The 18,653-nt window shown below is 40.1% G+C and carries 14 protein-coding genes; 7 read left to right on the top strand and 7 right to left on the bottom strand.

Features of this window, described 5'->3' with window-relative positions; genetic code table 11:
* Positions 1–51: 51 nt before the first annotated feature.
* Together GFH30_RS04165 and GFH30_RS04160 are read right to left on the bottom strand one after the other, a co-directional pair.
* Entirely contained in the window at positions 52–4,368 is a 4,317-nt protein-coding gene (locus GFH30_RS04165) for an Ig-like domain-containing protein (RefSeq protein WP_153371044.1), read from the bottom strand.
* Between the two features lie 17 nt (positions 4,369–4,385).
* Positions 4,386–6,212 (bottom strand): hypothetical protein, encoded by a 1,827-nt coding sequence (locus GFH30_RS04160; protein ID WP_153371043.1) that lies wholly within the window; start codon positions 6,210–6,212, stop codon positions 4,386–4,388.
* Between the two features lie 256 nt (positions 6,213–6,468).
* Between GFH30_RS04160 and GFH30_RS04155 the strand changes: the two genes are divergently transcribed.
* Positions 6,469–6,747: a hypothetical protein gene (locus GFH30_RS04155; RefSeq protein ID WP_153371042.1), complete on the top strand. Its 279-nt coding sequence runs from the start codon at positions 6,469–6,471 to the stop codon at positions 6,745–6,747.
* A 162-nt stretch (positions 6,748–6,909) separates the two neighbouring features.
* Here GFH30_RS04155 and GFH30_RS04150 read toward each other — a convergent pair whose 3' ends face one another.
* Positions 6,910–7,593 (bottom strand): hypothetical protein, encoded by a 684-nt coding sequence (locus GFH30_RS04150; RefSeq protein WP_153371041.1) that lies wholly within the window; start codon positions 7,591–7,593, stop codon positions 6,910–6,912.
* Between the two features lie 665 nt (positions 7,594–8,258).
* Here GFH30_RS04150 and GFH30_RS04145 point away from each other — a divergent pair.
* Positions 8,259–8,693, top strand: a complete 435-nt coding sequence (locus GFH30_RS04145) for a hypothetical protein (RefSeq protein ID WP_153371040.1) — start codon at positions 8,259–8,261, stop codon at positions 8,691–8,693.
* A 207-nt stretch (positions 8,694–8,900) separates the two neighbouring features.
* Here GFH30_RS04145 and GFH30_RS04140 read toward each other — a convergent pair whose 3' ends face one another.
* The 4 genes from GFH30_RS04140 to GFH30_RS04125 form a co-directional block, all read right to left on the bottom strand.
* Positions 8,901–9,248 carry a hypothetical protein gene (locus GFH30_RS04140; RefSeq protein WP_153371039.1) on the bottom strand — a complete coding sequence of 116 codons (348 nt, stop codon included), beginning with the start codon at positions 9,246–9,248 and terminating at the stop codon, positions 8,901–8,903.
* A gap of 3 nt (positions 9,249–9,251) precedes the next feature.
* Positions 9,252–9,911 carry a hypothetical protein gene (locus GFH30_RS04135; protein WP_153371038.1) on the bottom strand — a complete coding sequence of 220 codons (660 nt, stop codon included), beginning with the start codon at positions 9,909–9,911 and terminating at the stop codon, positions 9,252–9,254.
* 182 nt (positions 9,912–10,093) lie between these two features.
* Complete coding sequence (locus GFH30_RS04130; RefSeq protein ID WP_153371037.1) at positions 10,094–10,759, bottom strand: hypothetical protein; 666 nt, start codon at positions 10,757–10,759, stop codon at positions 10,094–10,096.
* A gap of 339 nt (positions 10,760–11,098) precedes the next feature.
* A complete protein-coding gene (locus GFH30_RS04125; protein WP_153371036.1) occupies positions 11,099–12,391 on the bottom strand; it encodes a BapA/Bap/LapF family prefix-like domain-containing protein in 1,293 nt (430 codons plus the stop codon).
* Between the two features lie 583 nt (positions 12,392–12,974).
* Between GFH30_RS04125 and GFH30_RS04120 the strand changes: the two genes are divergently transcribed.
* The 5 genes from GFH30_RS04120 to GFH30_RS04100 all read left to right on the top strand — a co-directional run bounded on the left by GFH30_RS04120 (position 12,975) and on the right by GFH30_RS04100 (position 18,648).
* Positions 12,975–13,562: a 5-formyltetrahydrofolate cyclo-ligase gene (locus tag GFH30_RS04120; protein WP_153371035.1), complete on the top strand. Its 588-nt coding sequence runs from the start codon at positions 12,975–12,977 to the stop codon at positions 13,560–13,562.
* A gap of 147 nt (positions 13,563–13,709) precedes the next feature.
* The gene (gene lon, locus GFH30_RS04115; protein ID WP_153371034.1) at positions 13,710–16,136 is read left to right on the top strand and encodes an endopeptidase La; all 2,427 of its coding nucleotides are present in this window, start codon (positions 13,710–13,712) and stop codon (positions 16,134–16,136) included.
* A 210-nt stretch (positions 16,137–16,346) separates the two neighbouring features.
* Positions 16,347–16,829: a 23S rRNA (pseudouridine(1915)-N(3))-methyltransferase RlmH gene (rlmH, locus tag GFH30_RS04110; RefSeq protein WP_153371033.1), complete on the top strand. Its 483-nt coding sequence runs from the start codon at positions 16,347–16,349 to the stop codon at positions 16,827–16,829.
* Between the two features lie 109 nt (positions 16,830–16,938).
* Positions 16,939–17,715: a dioxygenase family protein gene (locus tag GFH30_RS04105; protein WP_153371032.1), complete on the top strand. Its 777-nt coding sequence runs from the start codon at positions 16,939–16,941 to the stop codon at positions 17,713–17,715.
* Positions 17,716–17,877: 162 nt separating this feature from the next.
* Entirely contained in the window at positions 17,878–18,648 is a 771-nt protein-coding gene (locus GFH30_RS04100; RefSeq protein ID WP_153371031.1) for an META and DUF4377 domain-containing protein, read from the top strand.
* The last annotated feature ends 5 nt before the right edge of the window (positions 18,649–18,653 follow it).

Raw genomic sequence — 18,653 nt, 5'->3', positions numbered from 1 at the left:
ATAAGACGAAAAAAATGGTGCATTAAGCACCATTTTTTTATTTAGCTTAAATTAATAAATAATTTGACCATTTGCAATTAACAGATTGAGAAGATCATCATTCGATGTGAATACTACATCCGCATTCTGTTTCTTAAAGTCCGTTAGAGTAACTAGATCAGTTTGTTCATATCCAGTCCCTGCACCATCTCGGTCAATAGATACAGTTACTGCATCCTTTTGATAATCATAACGTACTTCAATAAAGTCATTAATATTAGCAACTGTTTGATCAATGAGTAATTCTTGCACATTAATCGCATCAGCATCATCTTCTATGACATTACCTACTGCAAAATCAGTCCAAATATCTTGACCATTACCACCAGTTACACTTGCTTCATTCAATAATTTGTAAACTAAGGTATCTGAACCACCATTACCATGAATTACATTATTGAATTCGTTAGCTACCAACATTTCGCTATTGGCTGTACCTTCTAAAAGGATGTCAGTTTCACCAGCAGGTTTGATCACAGCACCTATACCACCAATATTAATAGTCAGTGTTGCCTCTTTCATTTGTCCTGTGAGATCTGTAAATGCATAGTCAAATTTATCTGACTGACCAATTGCATTAATGCCAATTTTGTTTACATCAGGTGTATAGATATAGTAACCATTTGACCAAAGTTGAAGTTGACCAAACTCACCTTGAACAGTTGTTACACCATCAGTAGTTGACAGCGGAACCGTGTTCACACGCTGCATTTCACCGTTCACTTCAATTTGAAGCTTAACGGTTCTTACATCGTATTTATCATTAGCGAGCAATACACCTTTGGCTTGAGTATAGGTCCCTTCTTCTTTAAGAATACTAAACTCATATTGATTAACGGCTTTACTAACAACTGATAGTGTTTGGATATCTTTATCAAATTCTAATCGATAAATACCACTACTTAGATATTCACTTTTGCCTTTGTTATCCCATTCAAAAATATTTAAACCATCTAAGTCCTTAACAACTCCAGAACTAAGTTTAGTTTCAATACCGTTGACATTCTTGTAAAGTGTCCAATTCGTTGAAGAATTAGTAAGAATTGTATCAATATCAACTTGCTGAATTTCAATTACACCATACTCGTTTGGATTTAAATCAAAATTAAAGTTAAATGATTTGTAAGATTTTAGGTCAACCTCTGAGTGAATTACTTGTGAAATTAATTCTTTATCAAAATTTACCTTGAAGTCAGGTGTTGAAGAACCATTGTACATAATGACTTCATAATCCCCACCACTTAAAATTAAATTTTTACCAAAGCTTTGTTTGTCCTCAATCACTCCTTGATCAACAATTTCAAACACAGTCTCACTTGTATTAAGTTGATTTAATTTATAAATAACGTAGCTATATGGCTTACTGTCTAGAGATGTAATTTCAAAAGTGGGATTACTTAATTTTTCAAGTGTATGATCTTTGACAGTAAATTTAAAACCATGCGCATCACTTGAGTAAGCTACTGTCGAATACTGCTTATCTTGAGTATACGATCCAATTTGTTTTTTAGATTCAAGTAAATTAGCGCTATCGTGTACATCAGTAGAATAATTATTACCTAATGCAACATCTACTTGATTTACATCATCTAGCGCATAAGTGGTTCCAACAGGAATTTCATTTTTGTTCCACTCATAGTCCATATCTGGGCTATCAATCCCCACCGTTAATTGAATACCACCTGTAATTACTTTAGTCCCATTTTGGTCAGCTTTGCCATCATGGTCACGATCATTACCATACACTAATGTAAATGGTTCATCATATAGACCTAAACCCTTCGCTTCTGCTTTCGCTTGGTAATAATAATCACCATTTGCAGCAACGAATAATGATCCGTACTGACCTACTACTTCAGTATAACCTTCTTCTGCCACTACAGTTAAATTAGGATTTTCTTTACCGAAGTAGACCTTGGTAATGGTAAGCCCGTTATTATTTGTAGGATTGAAGTTTAGATCATTCGTCTTTTCTAATAAATCAAGGAAAGCATTACCTGTATACGCTAAAGCCTCATATATATTTGACGCAGGATCTGTCCAAGTTTCTACTTCAATATTTTTCATTTCTGTAGAAATCGCACCAAGAACACTAATTCCTGCTTTACCTGTACCTGCGACTAACTTATAGGTACCCGAAGTCAAATTAGAAATGTGAAGAGTTTCTGTAGACCCAATCCATAGACCGCCACCGACAACACCGCCACCGACAGTTTCAGATACCCAAGAGATTGTTCCATCTGCATTCACTTGCTCTTTATAAAGCACAACGTTGATTGCGCTGACACCTAATAAGCTATGCAAGGTATAATCGAAGTCGAAACTCCACGTTTTACCCTCTTCGATATTGAAATCAATACCATTAAGCGTTTGAATTACATCAGCAGATAGAACACCACCCAAGGTGAGTCCAACAACTTTAGCCTCTAAGTTTTTGTATGGATTATCACCTGAAATAAAGAGTGGACTAGACTGTGGTGTGATGTCTACTCGTGCAAATATTTCATGTTCAAGAATATCTGTTGGATATGAAGATAGTATTTCATAACTTAAGTTATCTAACTGATAATCTTGTGTGCTATTTCCTGATGTTTCAGTGACTGAAATAACAACTGGCAAGCTACCATCTTGCTTCATGATCAAGTCACTTGGTAATGTAACTGTCCATTTACCATAAATATCACCGTAGTTGGTCGCCTGAACTCCACCAACAAAGACTTTAACTTGTTGAGAATCCAATGGTAAGTTAAGTAACTCAAACTCTACGACTTGATTTGCAAGCGTATCATCGTAAATAGATAAATTAGTTTCATCAACTAGTACAAACTCAACTTCATTCAAGTCTGGATCTATATTATCTGTATAGACTGCAGTATTAGTTGCTGTATTACCTTTAATATCTTCATAAGATAAAGTGATTTGATTACCGTTTAGCAATGCTTTATCTAATACAATATTAACTGTGCCATCTTTGCTCATTACACCATGACCGATAAGTTTACCCTCATGTTTAATTTCTACAGAAGCACCCGGTTCACCTTGTACTAATACTGATTTACCATCATCGGCGATAATCGTCTCTCCAACAACAACCGCACCATCTTCATAGATAAGATCTGTTGTTCCTAGAACTTCTTTACCGTTTAACTCTGTAACTATTACTTCTTGACCATCTACAAGTGGTGCGGTCAATATGATATTGAAACGACCATCATCAAGATTACTCGTTACAACTTGTGAATTGCCCTCATATTCAATGACTACTTTACTACCCGGTGTCAATTGACCAGATATTGACAATCCATCATCCGCAATGGTTACATCACCAAGATAAGGATTAGAAATATTCGATAGTAATGTTTCTAAGTTTTTAGAGGCACTTTGAATTTCTTCAACTGTTGACGAATTAGCTTCCAGTAGTTGTTGCGCTAAAGCTGTTTCAACTATTAGCTTATCTCGATCCATTTCTAATGTTGAATCATCTAAAGCTAAAACTGCTTTTGCCAATAGTTGTTGTAATTGAGCTTTTGCTAATGCTAAATCTTCCGCAGATTCAGCATTCACTGCATCTTCTACAACTTTATTTAATGTATCTGCTGCAGTTTTTAATTGCGCTGCAGTTAAAGCTTCATTTTCAAATGCCACTTCAGCTTTGGCTTTTTCAATCAACACAGCTTTAAGTTCATCGCCATCCAATTGTGGCTTAGCTGTTGTACTTAACGCATCTTCTGCAGCTTGAATTGCTTTACCCAATGCTGCTTTCGCTGCTTCTAGTGCTTCTGATTCCGCTTTTGCTGCTGCTTCAGCTTGTGCTTGTGCCTCTGCTGCATCTTCCACAGATTCAGCATTCACTGCATCTTCTACAACTTTATTTAATGTATCTGCTGCAGTTTTTAATTGCGCTGCAGTTAAAGCTTCATTTTCAAATGCCACTTCAGCTTTGGCTTTTTCAATCAACACAGCTTTAAGTTCATCACCATCCAATTGTGGCTTAGCTGTTGTACTTAACGCATCTTCTGCAGCTTGAATTGCTTTACCCAATGCTGCTTTCGCTGCTTCTAGTGCTTCTGATTCCGCTTTTGCTGCTGCTTCAGCTTGTGCTTGTGCCTCTGCTGCATCTTCCACAGATTCAGCATTCACTGCATCTTCTACAACTTTATTTAATGTATCTGCTGCAGTTTTTAATTGCGCTGCAGTTAAAGCTTCATTTTCAAATGCCACTTCAGCTTTGGCTTTTTCAATCAACACAGCTTTAAGTTCATCACCATCCAATTGTGGCTTAGCTGTTGTACTTAACGCATCTTCTGCAGCTTGAATTGCTTTACCCAATGCTGCTTTCGCTGCTTCTAGTGCTTCTGATTCCGCTTTTGCTGCTGCTTCAGCTTGTGCTGTGCCTCTGCTGCATCTTCCACAGATTCAGCATTCACTGCATCTTCTACAACTTTATTTAATGTATCTGCTGCAGTTTTTAATTGCGCTGCAGTTAAAGCTTCATTTTCAAATGCCACTTCAGCTTTGGCTTTTTCAATCAACACAGCTTTAAGTTCATCACCATCCAATTGTGGCTTAGCTGTTGTACTTAACGCATCTTCTGCAGCTTGAATTGCTTTACCCAATGCTGCTTTCGCTGCTTCTAGTGCTTCTGATTCCGCTTTTGCTGCTGCTTCAGCTTGTGCTTGTGCCTCTGCTGCATCTTCCACAGATTCAGCATTCACTGCATCTTCTACAACTTTATTTAATGTATCTGCTGCAGTTTTTAATTGCGCTGCAGTTAAAGCTTCATTTTCAAATGCCACTTCAGCTTTGGCTTTTTCAATCAACACAGCTTTAAGTTCATCGCCATCCAATTGTGGCTTAGCTGTTGTACTTAACGCATCTTCTGCAGCTTGAATTGCTTTACCCAATGCTGCTTTCGCTGCTTCTAGTGCTTCTGATTCCGCTTTTGCTGCTGCTTCAGCTTGTGCTTGTGCCTCTGCTGCATCTTCCACAGATTCAGCATTCACTGCATCTTCTACAACTTTAACTAATGTATCTGCCGCAACTTGCAATTCATCCGCAGTTAAAGACGCATTGTCTAATGCCGCTTCAGCTTTTGCTTTCTCTGCAATTACAGCTTCACGTTCTGCACCATCTAATCTTGGTAATTCTGAAGTTAATGCTGCATCTGCTTTCGCAATCGCATCAGTTAATGCTGCTTTTGCTTCAGCTAAGGCTTGTGCTTCTTCTGCTGCTAATTTATCTGCTGCTGCAGCCGCTTCTGCTGCATCTTCCACAGATTCAGCATTCACTGCATCTTCTACAACTTTAACTAATGTATCTGCCGCAACTTGCAATTCATCCGCAGTTAAAGACGCATTGTCTAATGCCGCTTCAGCTTTTGCTTTCTCTGCAATTACAGCTTCACGTTCTGCACCATCTAATCTTGGTAATTCTGAAGTTAATGCTGCATCTGCTTTCGCAATCGCATCAGTTAATGCTGCTTTTGCTTCAGCTAAGGCTTGTGCTTCTTCTGCTGCTAATTTATCTGCTGCTGCAGCCGCTTCTGCTGCATCTTCAACTTGCTCAGCTTTAACAGCATCTTCTACAACTTTAACTAATGTATCTGCCGCAACCTGCAATTCATCCGCAGTTAAAGATGCATTATCTAATGCCGCTTCAGCTTTTGCTTTCTCAACTAATACGGCTTCACGTTCTGTACCATCTAATCTTGGTAATTCTGAAGTTAATGCTGCATCTGCTTTCGCAATCGCATCAGTTAATGCTGCTTTTGCTTCAGCTAAGGCTTGTGCTTCTTCTGCTGCTAATTTATCTGCTGCTGCAGCCGCTTCTGCTGCATCTTCAACTTGCTCAGCTTTAACAGCATCTTCTACAACTTTAACTAATGTATCTGCCGCAACCTGCAATTCATCCGCAGTTAAAGACGCATTATCTAATGCCGCTTCAGCTTTTGCTTTCTCTGCAATTACAGCTTCACGTTCTGCACCATCTAATCTTGGTAATTCTGAAGTTAATGCTGCATCTGCTTTCGCAATCGCATCAGTTAATGCTGCTTTTGCTTCAGCTAAGGCTTGTGCTTCTTCTGCTGCTAATTTATCTGCTGCTGCATCTTCAACTTGCTCAGCTTTAACAGCATCTTCTACAACTTTAACTAATGTATCTGCCGCAACCTGCAATTCATCCGCAGTTAAAGACGCATTATCTAATGCCGCTTCAGCTTTTGCTTTCTCAACTAATACGGCTTCACGTTCTGCACCATCTAATCTTGGTAATTCTGAAGTTAATGCTGCATCTGCTTTCGCATCGCATCAGTTAATGCTTTTGCTTCAGCTAAGGCTTGTGCTTCTTGCTGCTAATTTATCTGTGCTGCAGCCGCTTCTGCTGCATCTTCAACTTGCTCAGCTTTAACAGCATCTTCTACAACTTTAACTAATGTATCTGCCGCAACCTGCAATTCATCCGCAGTTAAAGACGCATTATCTAATCCGCTTCAGCTTTGCTTTCTCTGCAATTACAGCTTCACGTTCTGCACCATCTAATCTTGGTAATTCTGAAGTTAATGCTGCATCTGCTTTCGCAATCGCATCAGTTAATGCTACTTTTGCTTCAGCTAAGGCTTGTGCTTCTTCTGCTGCTAATTTATCTGCTGCTGCAGCCGCTTCTGCTGCATCTTCAACTTGCTCAGCTTTAACAGCATCTTCTACAACTTAACTAATGTATCTGCCGCAACTTGCAATTCATCCGCAGTTAAAGACGCATTATCCAATGCCGCTTCAGCTTTTGCTTTCTCTGCAATTACAGCTTCACGTTCTGCACCATCTAATCTTGGTAATTCTGAAGTTAATGCTGCATCTGCTTTCGCAATCGCATCAGTTAATGCTTTGCTTCAGCTAAGGCTTGTGCTTCTTCTGCTGCTAATTTATCTGCTGCTGCATCTTCAACTTGCTCAGCTTTAACAGCATCTTCTACAACTTTAACTAATGTATCTGCCGCAACCTGCAATTCATCCGCAGTTAAAGACGCATTATCTAATGCCGCTTCAGCTTTTGCTTTCTCAACTAATACGGCTTCACGTTCTGTACCATCTAATCTTGGTAATTCTGAAGTTAATGCTGCATCTGCTTTCGCAATCGCATCAGTTAATGCTGCTTTTGCTTCAGCTAAGGCTTGTGCTTCTTCTGCTGCTAATTTATCTGCTGCTGCAGCCGCTTCTGCTGCATCTTCAACTTGCTCAGCTTTAACAGCATCTTCTACAACTTTAACTAATGTATCTGCCGCAACCTGCAATTCATCCGCAGTTAAAGACGCATTATCTAATGCCGCTTCAGCTTTTGCTTTCTCTGCAATTACAGCTTCACGTTCTGCACCATCTAATCTTGGTAATTCTGAAGTTAATGCTGCATCTGCTTTCGCAATCGCATCAGTTAATGCTGCTTTTGCTTCAGCTAAGGCTTGTGCTTCTTCTGCTGCTAATTTATCTGCTGCTGCATCTTCAACTTGCTCAGCTTTAACAGCATCTTCTACAACTTTAACTAATGTATCTGCCGCAACCTGCAATTCATCCGCAGTTAAAGACGCATTATCTAATGCCGCTTCAGCTTTTGCTTTCTCAACTAATACGGCTTCACGTTCTGCACCATCTAATCTTGGTAATTCTGAAGTTAATGCTGCATCTGCTTTCGCAATCGCATCAGTTAATGCTGCTTTTGCTTCAGCTAAGGCTGTGTCTTCTCTGCTGCTAATTTATCTGCTGCTGCAGCCGCTTCTGCTGCATCTTCAACTTGCTCAGCTTAACAGCATCTTCTACAACTTTAACTAATGTATCTGCCGCAACCTGCAATTCATCCGCAGTTAAAGACGCATTATCTAATGCGCTTCAGCTTTTGCTTCTCTGCAATTACAGCTTCACGTTCTGCACCATCTAATCTTGGTAATTCTGAAGTTAATGCTGCATCTGCTTTCGCAATCGCATCAGTTATGCTGCTTTTGCTTCAGCTAAGTGGCTTCTTCTGCTGCTAATTTATCTGCTGCTGCAGCCGCTTCTGCTGCATCTTCAACTTGCTCAGCTTAACAGCATCTTCTACAACTTTAACTAATGTATCTGCCGCAACCTGCAATTCATCCGCAGTTAAAGACGCATTATCTAATGCCGCTTCAGCTTTGCTTTCTCTGCAATTACAGCTTCACGTTCTGCACCATCTAATCTGGTAATTCTGAAGTTAATGCTGCATCTGCTTTCGCAATCGCATCAGTTAATGCTGCTTTTGCTTCAGCTAAGGCTTGTGCTTCTTCTGCTGCTAATTATCTGCTGCTGCAGCCGCTTCTGCTGCATCTTCAACTTGCTCAGCTTTAACAGCATCTTCTACAACTTAACTAATGTATCTGCCGCAACTTGCAATTCATCCGCAGTTAAAGACGCATTATCTAATGCCGCTTCAGCTTTTGCTTTCTCAACTAATACGGCTTCACGTTCTGCACCATCTAATCTTGGTAATTCTGAAGTTAATGCTGCATCTGCTTTCGCAATCGCATCAGTTAATGCTGCTTTTGCTTCAGCTAAGGCTTGTGCTTCTTCTGCTGCTAATTTATCTGCTGCTGCAGCCGCTTCTGCTGCATCTTCAACTTGCTCAGCTTTACAGCATCTTCTACAACTTTAACTAATGTATCTGCCGCAACCTGCAATTCATCCGCAGTTAAAGACGCATTATCTAACTGCCGCTTCAGCTTTTGCTTTCTCTGCAATTACAGCTTCACGTTCTGCACCATCTAATCTTGGTAATTCTGAAGTTAATGCTGCATCTGCTTTCGCAATCGATCAGTTAATGCTGCTTTTGCTTCAGCTAAGGCTTGTGCTTCTTCTGCTGCTAATTATCTGCTGCTGCAGCCGCTTCTGCTGCATCTTCAACTTGCTCAGCTTTAACAGCATCTTCTACAACTTTAACTAATGTATCTGCCGCAACCTGCAATTCATCCGCAGTTAAAGACGCATTATCTAATGCCGCTTCAGCTTTTGCTTTCTCTGCAATTACAGCTTCACGTTCTGCACCATCTAATCTTGGTAATTCTGAAGTTAATGCTGCATCTGCTTTCGCAATCGCATCAGTTAATGCTGCTTTTGCTTCAGCTAAGGCTTGTGCTTCTTCTGCTGCTAATTTATCTGCTGCTGCAGCCGCTTCTGCTGCATCTTCAACTTGCTCAGCGTTTAACAGCATCTTCTACAACTTAACTAATGTATCTGCCGCAACTTGCAATTCATCCGCAGTTAAAGACGCATTATCCAATGCCGCTTCAGCTTTTGCTTTCTCAACTAATACGGCTTCACGTTCTGTACCATCTAATCTTGGTAATTCTGAAGTTAATGCTGCATCTGCTTTCGCAATCGCATCAGTTAATGCTACTTTTGCTTCAGCTAAGGCTTGTGCTTCTTCTGCTGCTAATTTATCTGCTGCTGCAGCCGCTTCTGCTGCATCTTCAACTTGCTCAGCTTTAACAGCATCTTCTACAACTTTAACTAATGTATCTGCCGCAACTTGCAATTCATCCGCAGTTAAAGACGCATTATCCAATGCCGCTTCAGCTTTTGCTTTCTCTGCAATTACAGCTTCACGTTCTGCACCATCTAATCTTGGTAATTCTGAAGTTAATGCTGCATCTGCTTTCGCAATCGCATCAGTTAATGCTGCTTTTGCTTCAGCTAAGGCTGTGCTTCTTCTGCTGCTAATATCTGCTGCTGCATCTTCAACTTGCTCAGCTTTAACAGCATCTTCTACAACTTTAACTAATGTATCTGCCGCAACCTGCAATTCATCCGCAGTTAAAGACGCATTATCTAATGCCGCTTCAGCTTTTGCCTTTCTCAAACTAATACGGCTCACGTTGTACCATCTAATCTTGGTAATTCTGAAGTTAATGCTGCATCTGCTTTCGCAATCGTCAGTTAATGCTGCTTTTGCTTCAGCTAAGGCTTGTGTCTTCTGCTGCTAATTTATCTGCTGCTGCAGCCGCTTCTGCTGCATCTTCAACTTGCTCAGCTTAACAGCATCTTCTACAACTTTAACTAATGTATCTGCCGCAACCTGCAATTCATCCGCAGTAAAGACGCATATCTAATGCGCTTCAGCTTTTGCTTTCTCGCAATTACAGCTTCACGTTCTGCACCATCTAATCTTGGTAATTCTGAAGTTAATGCTGCATCTGCTTTCGCAATCGCATCAGTTAATGCTGCTTTTGCTTCAGCTAAGGCTTGTGCTTCTTCTGCTGCATCTTCAACTTGCTCAGCTTTAACAGCATCTTCTACAACTTTAACTAATGTATCTGCCGCAACCTGCAATTCATCCGCAGTTAAAGACGCATTATCTAATGCCGCTTCAGCTTTTGCTTTCTCTGCAATTACAGCTTCACGTTCTGCACCATCTAATCTTGGTAATTCTGAAGTTAATGCTGCATCTGCTTTCGCAATCGCTTGTTCAAGCGCGCCTTTTGCTTCTTCTTTATCAGCTTGTGCTGTTTCAGCTTCTTTGATTGCTACGTCAAGGTCTTTTTGAGCTTGTGCTAGATCTTCAGCTGTTGCTGTTTCGTCTGCCAATGCATTTTGTGCATCTTCAATCGCTTGCTCTGCTGCACCTTTTTCTGCACCAGTTAAGCTGTCAAGTGTTGATTCAGCATCGACAATCGCTTGTTCTAGCGCATCTTTTGCTTCATCTAATGCTTGTTCTGCTTCCACTTGCGCAGTGTCTTTATCAGCTTGTGCTGTTTCAGCATCTTTGATCGCTGATTCAAGCTCAGTTTGTGCTGGCTCTAGGCTATCTACGGTTGCATCTTCTGCTGTTAAGGCATCTGTTGCATCTGCAATCGCTTGCTCTGCTGCATCTTTTTCTGCACCAGTTAAGCTGTCAAGTTGTGATTCAGCATCAGTAATTGCTTGTTCTAGCGCGTCTTTTGCTTGATCAAGAGCTTGTTCTGCTTCAACTTGTGCTGCTTCTTTATCAGCTTGTGCTGTTTCAGCTTCTTTGATTGCTGATTCAAGATCAGTTGAGCTTCCTCTAGGCCATCTACCGTTGATTCATGCGTTAAGGCATCTTTTGCAATCAGCAATCGCTTGTTCTGCTGCTTCTTTTTCTGCACCAGTTAAGCTATCAAGTGTTGATTCAGCATCTTTGATGGCTTTTTCAAGTGCATCTTTTGCTTGATCAAGAGCTTGTTCTGCTTCAACTTGTGCTGCTTCTTTATCAGCTTGTGCTGTTTCAGCTTCTTTGATTGCTGATTCAAGATCAGTCTGAGCTTCCTCTAGGCCATCTACCGTTGCATCTTCTGCTGTTAAGGCCTCTTTTGCATCAGCAATCGCTTGTTCTGCTGCTTCTTTTTCTGCACCAGTTAAGCTATCAAGTGTTGATTCAGCATCTTTGATGGCTTTTTCAAGTGCATCTTTTGCTTCATCAAGGGCTTGTTCTGCTTCCACTTGCGCAGTGTCTTTGTCCTTTTGTGCTGTTTCAGCTTCTTTGATTGCTGATTCAAGATCTTGCGCTGCTTGCTCTAGGCTATCTACGGTTGCATCTTCTGCTGTTAAGGCATCTTTTGCATCAGCAATCGCTTGTTCTGCTGCATCTTTTTCTGCACCAGTTAAGCTATCAAGTGTTGATTCAGCATCGACAATCGCTTGTTCTAGCGCATCTTTTGCTTCATCAAGAGCTTGTTCTGCTTCAACTTGCGCAGCATCTTTATCAGCTTGTGCTGTTTCAGCTTCTTTGATTGCTGCGTCAAGGTCTTTTTGAGCTTGTGCTAGATCTTCAGCTGTTGCTGTTTCGTCTGCCAATGCATTTTGTGCATCTTCAATCGCTTGTTCTGCTGCTTCTTTTTCTGCACCAGTTAAGCTGTCAAGTGTTGATTCAGCATCAGTAATTGCTTGTTCTAGCGCATCTTTTGCTTCATTTAAAGCATTCTCGTTTTCTTCTTTTGAATCAGAACCTTCTTTTGCTGCTAATCCAAGTGCAATCGCTCCTAAACCCATTCCAGCCAACGGCCAAACGTCCACAAAACTTGCTGAGCTTGGAACACTTTCCATTAATAATTCTAATTTTTCTAGCGCATTATATTTTGCTGTTGGAAAATCATATAAAAATAATTCTGAATCACTTGTACGAATGACAATATCATTGAATGATGGATCAAAACTATCAACAATAATCACTTCACCATTTTTTAAAGTAATTTTAAGTTGGTTACCAACCATTTCAATTTTTTCAATTTGATCTTCTGTTACATCAATCATGACAACTGAGTTTTCAGTTAATTGAATGATGTTGTCATCCACTAATTTACTTACCCATGTACTTTTAGAAATGACTTGCTTCTGCATATCAAAAATCCGCCCAATAAACTTAAAAGTTTAGAAAATATTAAATGTATAAAATCCGATTAACTTTATACTCATGCCTTAAAATAAATAACGTGATACTTATCACACTATTAAATATGAACCACGTATAATTATCTCTTTTTCTTTTAATTGTATATCTAGCTAATTGGTGGGTTTTTCACACAATTAATACAATTAATTAGAATTTAACCAAATTGATTAAAAATGATGATGTTTTAACCATAAATATTTATTTTTCAATATTTTAATAATCATAAAAAAATGATGATATAGTTGATTTATGTAGTTATATTAATCAATATCCTATTTTTAGTATTATCTATTTGTAATATATGTATGCGATATGCGTATAAGTACTTAACCTCTAATTTCTAACTGGTGATAACTGATATTCAGGATAGAATCTGCAGGTAACAACCGAATACTTTCGCAAACTATAATTAAGATTTTCTAATTAATTTTAAGTTTTATATATAATTATTTGAGTCTAATTTTAATTTGTCAGAATTGAATTTAATCAAAGAAGCGTTACACTAAAATAAACTCCTTGTTACACCTAACTATGTCTGAAACTTTCCAAACGCTAAGAAAAAAAATACGTAAGCAACGTCGTAAATTGTCTACATTTCAGCAAAAGCAATCGGCTACAAAAGTACTTCATCAATTAAGAGAAAATGCTATTTTTAAGCAGAGTCATGCGATTGGAATCTATCTTGACGCCTTCGGAGAAATTCAAACTCAAGCGATCATCGAACATTGTTTTAAACAACATAAAAAAGTTTTTTTACCTTTAATTTGTAATATGAATCAACGTCTTGTTTGGGTGGAAATTTCAAAACAACAATACCGAAATCGACGTTTTGCCTATCATCGTTTAGGTATGCAGCAAGCCATGGCAACACGGGGTTTACACGTTTCTCATTTAGACCTGTTAATTCTACCGTTATTGGCATGTGATACTTTAGGCTCACGTATTGGAATGGGTGGTGGTTATTATGATCGTACCCTAGCAAGCGCGCCTTATCGTCCTTATCGACTCGGGATCGCACATCATTTTCAACTTGTGCAGCAAACATTTATTCGTCAACCATGGGATCAGCCATTAGATGCCTTGATTACACCCGAAACATCTTTGCGTTTTAAACGTTGATTTGCTAGTTTCTAAGAGTGCGTCATGCTTAAATTCACATAATGATTCAGTTTTTAAACAATTTACTTTGTGCTGCCCTTGTAATTTTTAAATTACCCATCACTATAAAAATATGACAAATTTTTTTGTCACTCATTAGGAGTGCCCATGTCTGAGAATATGATGAATGAACAAAGCTTAGAACTTGAGATTCCAAGCGTACTACCCCTTTTAGCGCTACGTGATGTTGTTGTTTATCCACACATGCAAATTGCGCTGTTCGTTGGTCGTGAAAAATCGATCAATGCAGTTGATGTGGCTCGTAACAGTGACAATCTGGTATTTGTAGTTGCACAAAAAGATTCCCTTACAGAAGAAATTGACCACGATAATCTTTATCAATACGGTACAGTCGCTAAGATTGTGCAAGTTGTAAATCATGAAAATGACGATACCTGTATAAAAGTTCTGATCGAAGGTTTGCATCGTGCAAAACTGACTAAAATTATTGATCAAACAGAATATTTGACTGCTGAGCATGAACTTAGCCCAATGACTGTGACTGTCGATGAAGATGCACAAGAAACACGTCTACAAGAACTTCGTGCTCTTTTCGCTCAATATGCAGAAGCAAAATTACGTAATGCACGCGAACTCATTACAGCTGCCAATAAAATTGAAGACTTATTGCAATTATTGTTCTTTGTCGCAACGCGTGTGCCGCTGAACATTGATGTAAAACAAAAGTTCCTTGAGCACGATGCATTTGAAGCGCATTTAACTGAAGTCATGACCTATTTATTGCAACAATCTGAAGAACAACAGATTGAGCAAACCTTGCATGACTCTGTGAAGCGTCAGATGGAAAAAAATCAGCGCGAATACTTCCTCAATGAAAAGATGAAAGTCATTCAACGCGAACTTTCTGACATGAATGGTGGCGCTGAAGATGATATTCAAGAAATTGAAAAACGTCTTGCTGAAGCGGATTTACCAGAACATGTGCGTAAGAAAGCCGAAGCTGAATTCCGTAAGTTAAAAGCGATGCAACCTGCTTCAAGTGAAGCGGCTGTGGTGCGTAACTATATCGAGGCGATTTTAGATACACCTTGGAATAAAGCCAGCAAAGTCAGCATCAATTTGGCGAAAGCGCAAGATATTTTAGATGCCGATCATTATGGTCTCGATGATGTGAAAGATCGCATTGTGGAATACCTAGCCGTGCAATCACGTGTGAAAAAACTGCGTGGTCCTATTCTGTGCTTGGTTGGTCCTCCGGGTGTAGGTAAAACATCGCTAGGTGAATCTGTGGCGAAAGCAACAGGTCGTGAGTTTGTGCGTATGGCGCTTGGTGGCGTACGTGATGAAGCGGAAATCCGTGGTCATCGTCGTACTTACATTGGCGCAATGCCAGGTAAAATCGTGCAATCTTTGACAAAAGTTGGTGTGAAAAACCCACTGTTCTTGCTCGATGAAATCGACAAGATGGCACAAGATTACCGTGGTGACCCAGCGTCTGCATTACTTGAAGTCTTGGATCCATCACAAAACAGTAAGTTCAGCGATCATTATCTCGATCTTGATCTCGACTTATCTGAAGTGATGTTCATTTGTACTGCAAACAGCATGAACATTCCTGAAGCATTGCTTGACCGTATGGAAGTGATTCGTCTACCGGGTTATACCGAAGATGAAAAAGTGAATATTGCAGACCGTTACTTAGTGCCAAAAGCAATTAAGAACAATGGTCTACGTGCAAAAGAATTAACTGTGCATGAAGAAGCGATTCGCGACATCGTACAGCGTTATACACGCGAAGCGGGTGTGCGTAGTCTTGAACGTGAAGTATCGAAGATTGCGCGTAAAGTGGTCAAAGAAGCCGTCAGCAAAAAAGCGAAAAATCTTCAAATTGAAGTGACCTCGAAAAATCTACCTGACTACCTTGGTCCACACAAATTCGACTTCGGTATTGCGGAAGATGAAGCGCAAGTGGGTCGTGTCAATGGTTTAGCGTGGACCTCTGTGGGTGGTGAACTGCTCACGATTGAAGTTGCAGCTGTGAAAGGTAAAGGTAAATTCATTACGACGGGTTCGCTCGGTGATGTAATGAAAGAATCGATTACCGCTGCCTTGACTGTAGTACGCACACGCGCGGATGAACTTGGTATTGAAGCATCACGTTTTGAAGAAACTGACGTGCATGTGCATTTACCTGAAGGTGCAACACCAAAAGATGGTCCGTCTGCTGGTCTTGCTCTAACGACTGCCCTTGTCTCTGCATTTACAGGAATTGCGATTCGTCCTGACATTGCAATGACCGGTGAAACCAGTCTTGGTGGTCGTGCCATGCGTATTGGTGGTTTAAAAGAGAAACTGCTCGCTGCACATCGTGGTGGTGTGAAACTTGTGTTTATTCCACAAGAGAATGTGCGTGATTTATCTGAGATTCCTGACAATGTGAAGGAAGGCTTGGAAATCAAAGCAGTGAAATCAATTGATGACATTTTACCACTTGCGTTGGTTTCGGTACCAAAACCCTTGGTGAAAGCGCCGATTGTTAAAGCTGTTGATGAAGGCAAAGCTGCTCGTCACTAAGTTTAACTCAATAAAAAAGAGTGCTTCGGCACTCTTTTTTTTATGTCAAAAATCTAAAATACTGAGTTAACAATACGTTGAGGAAATTGAAATTATGTCACCATTCCCGATTATTTGTTCACATAAGAAAATAAAGCTGGCGTACACAATTATGCAAGCGCACTCTTAATTCAAGGTATAATTCACATAAGCTTTAAAAATTTGTAAATTATGAAAATTCGTATTCTGACCATCGGTCAAAAAATGCCTGCATGGGTGCTGACAGGTTTTGAAGATTATTTCAAACGTATTCAGCCCTTTGTACAAACTCAAATCATTGAGTTACCGATGGCAAAACGTGGCAAAAATGATTCAGAAGCCGATATTTTAAAATACCGAAATATCGAAGGTGATAGCATTTTAAATGCAATGAAGCATAATGAAGTCTTAATTGCCCTTGAAGTCGGTGGTCGCGAATTTAGCACAGAAAAACTAGCTGATACTATGAAAGAGTGGATGCTAGAAGGCAATGATGTCGTGTTGGCGATTGGCGGTCCAGACGGTCACTCAGAAGCCGTTCGTAAAGCTGCGGCATGGCATTGGTCACTGTCTAAACTCACACTCCCACACCCGATGGTACGTGTAATGCTCATTGAGCAGCTATATCGTGCAATGAGTATTAATAATAATCACCCTTACCATCGTGCAGGCTAAAAAATTCTGAAGTCGTTGCTTAAATGCAACGATCTGTTGAGTTTAACCCTCTCTTATTCACGTTCTTTTTAGTGCATTATCACTAAATCTCTTCAACTGGTTTGGAATTATGAACTTACAAACACTCCCTGGCCTTTATATTTCTCACGGCTCACCAATGTTGGCATTGAACCCTGAACAAGTGGGTCCAGCCTTGGAGCGTTTGGGTGAAAACTTACCAAAGCCAAAAGCAATTATTGTCATGTCCGCACACTGGGAAAGTAACGCACTAGAAGTAAGTACAAGTATCCGCCCTGAGACTTGGCATGACTTTCGCGGCTTCCCAGAAGAACTGTATCAGATGCGCTATCCTGCACCGGGTCAACCTGAACTGGCAGAGCAGATTTTAAAACGATTTGCTGATGCCAATTTGACAGCGTATGCCAATAATTCACGCCCCCGCGATCATGGCGTATGGATGCCGTTATTGCATATGTATCCTGAAGCCGATATTCCTGTGGTTGAAATTTCGCTTCCGATTTCCATGACAGCAGATGACATCTTTAAGATTGGTCGAACGCTTAGCGTGTTACGTGAGCAGCAAATTTTATTGATTGGTTCAGGCAGCATTACACATAATCTGCGTGAACTTAATCGTCATGGTGGCGAGAGTGCTGTGCCTGAGTGGGCATCTACATTTAGAAATTATGTGGTTCAAAAACTGAGTCATCGTGATTTTGATGCCGTACTGGATTGGAAGAACATTCCTTACGTCGAGCGTAATCATCCAACCCTTGAACACTTTGCCCCACTGTTCTTCTCAATGGGCACCGGTGAACGTTTTAGCTTGGTACATAGCAGTTTCACTATGGGTTCTTTGGGCATGGATATTTACCGCTTCGATTAAGTGCTCTCGACACAGATAATTCTACCCGTCTCAACACCTGACCAAACGTTGTAAAACCTCATTGGATACATTTTGATACCTAAATCCTCAAAATGTATCCATTCTTTAATAAAAACATTCGTTTATATTTAAATCTGATCCACTCAGACGATTTTTATATCAATGAAATTCAAATACCTTATTTTAGCCCTCCTCCCTTTAGGTCTCGCTGCATGTCAAAGTTCAGATATGCAAAAATTTGGAGACAATGTTGTGACTATTCTCCAGCAACAAAATCCGTCTAAAACATTAAGCGCATATGAGTGGCATTTAGATACGGGTGCCGCGAAGCATATGATCGCGAAGTTTGATGCTGAGGGGCGTTTTAGTGTTGCAACCACGTGTAATACGCTCGGTGGCGCTTGGAAAGTAGACTCAAATCAATTGGTCATCGGTAATCTGATGTCGAGCATGATGGCGTGTAATAATGAAGCCATGAAGCAAGAACAGCTTGCTGGACAAATTTTTAACAAGACTGTGCCTTTTGTGCTAGAGACCGCTAATGCCAATGCACCGACCTTAACCCTCATGACTACCAATGGTCAGCGTTATGTCTTCACAGGTAAAATGACATCTGAAACGCAATACCAAGGTCAGGCAGACACCATTTTCCTCGAGATCTCACCTCAGACCAAGCAATGCACGGGTGTCGCACGACAAACCTGCTTGCAAGTCAAAGAAATTAAATACAATGAATCAGGCATTAAAACCCAAGTCGATAAAGACTGGACTTTATTTTACGACCAAATTCAAGGCTTCCAACATACGCCGAATGAACGTCAAATCATTCGCGTAAAACGTTTTGAAATTAAGAACCCAGCAGCAGATCAATCTAAATATGCTTATATTTATGATATGGCAGTAGAACGTGAAGCGATTAAAGGTTCACTCTAGTTAAA

Origin of the sequence: Acinetobacter wanghuae (genome assembly GCF_009557235.1) — a bacterium.
Taxonomy (GTDB): Bacteria; Pseudomonadota; Gammaproteobacteria; order Pseudomonadales; family Moraxellaceae; genus Acinetobacter; species Acinetobacter wanghuae.
This window is presented reverse-complemented; position numbering and strand designations above follow the sequence as displayed.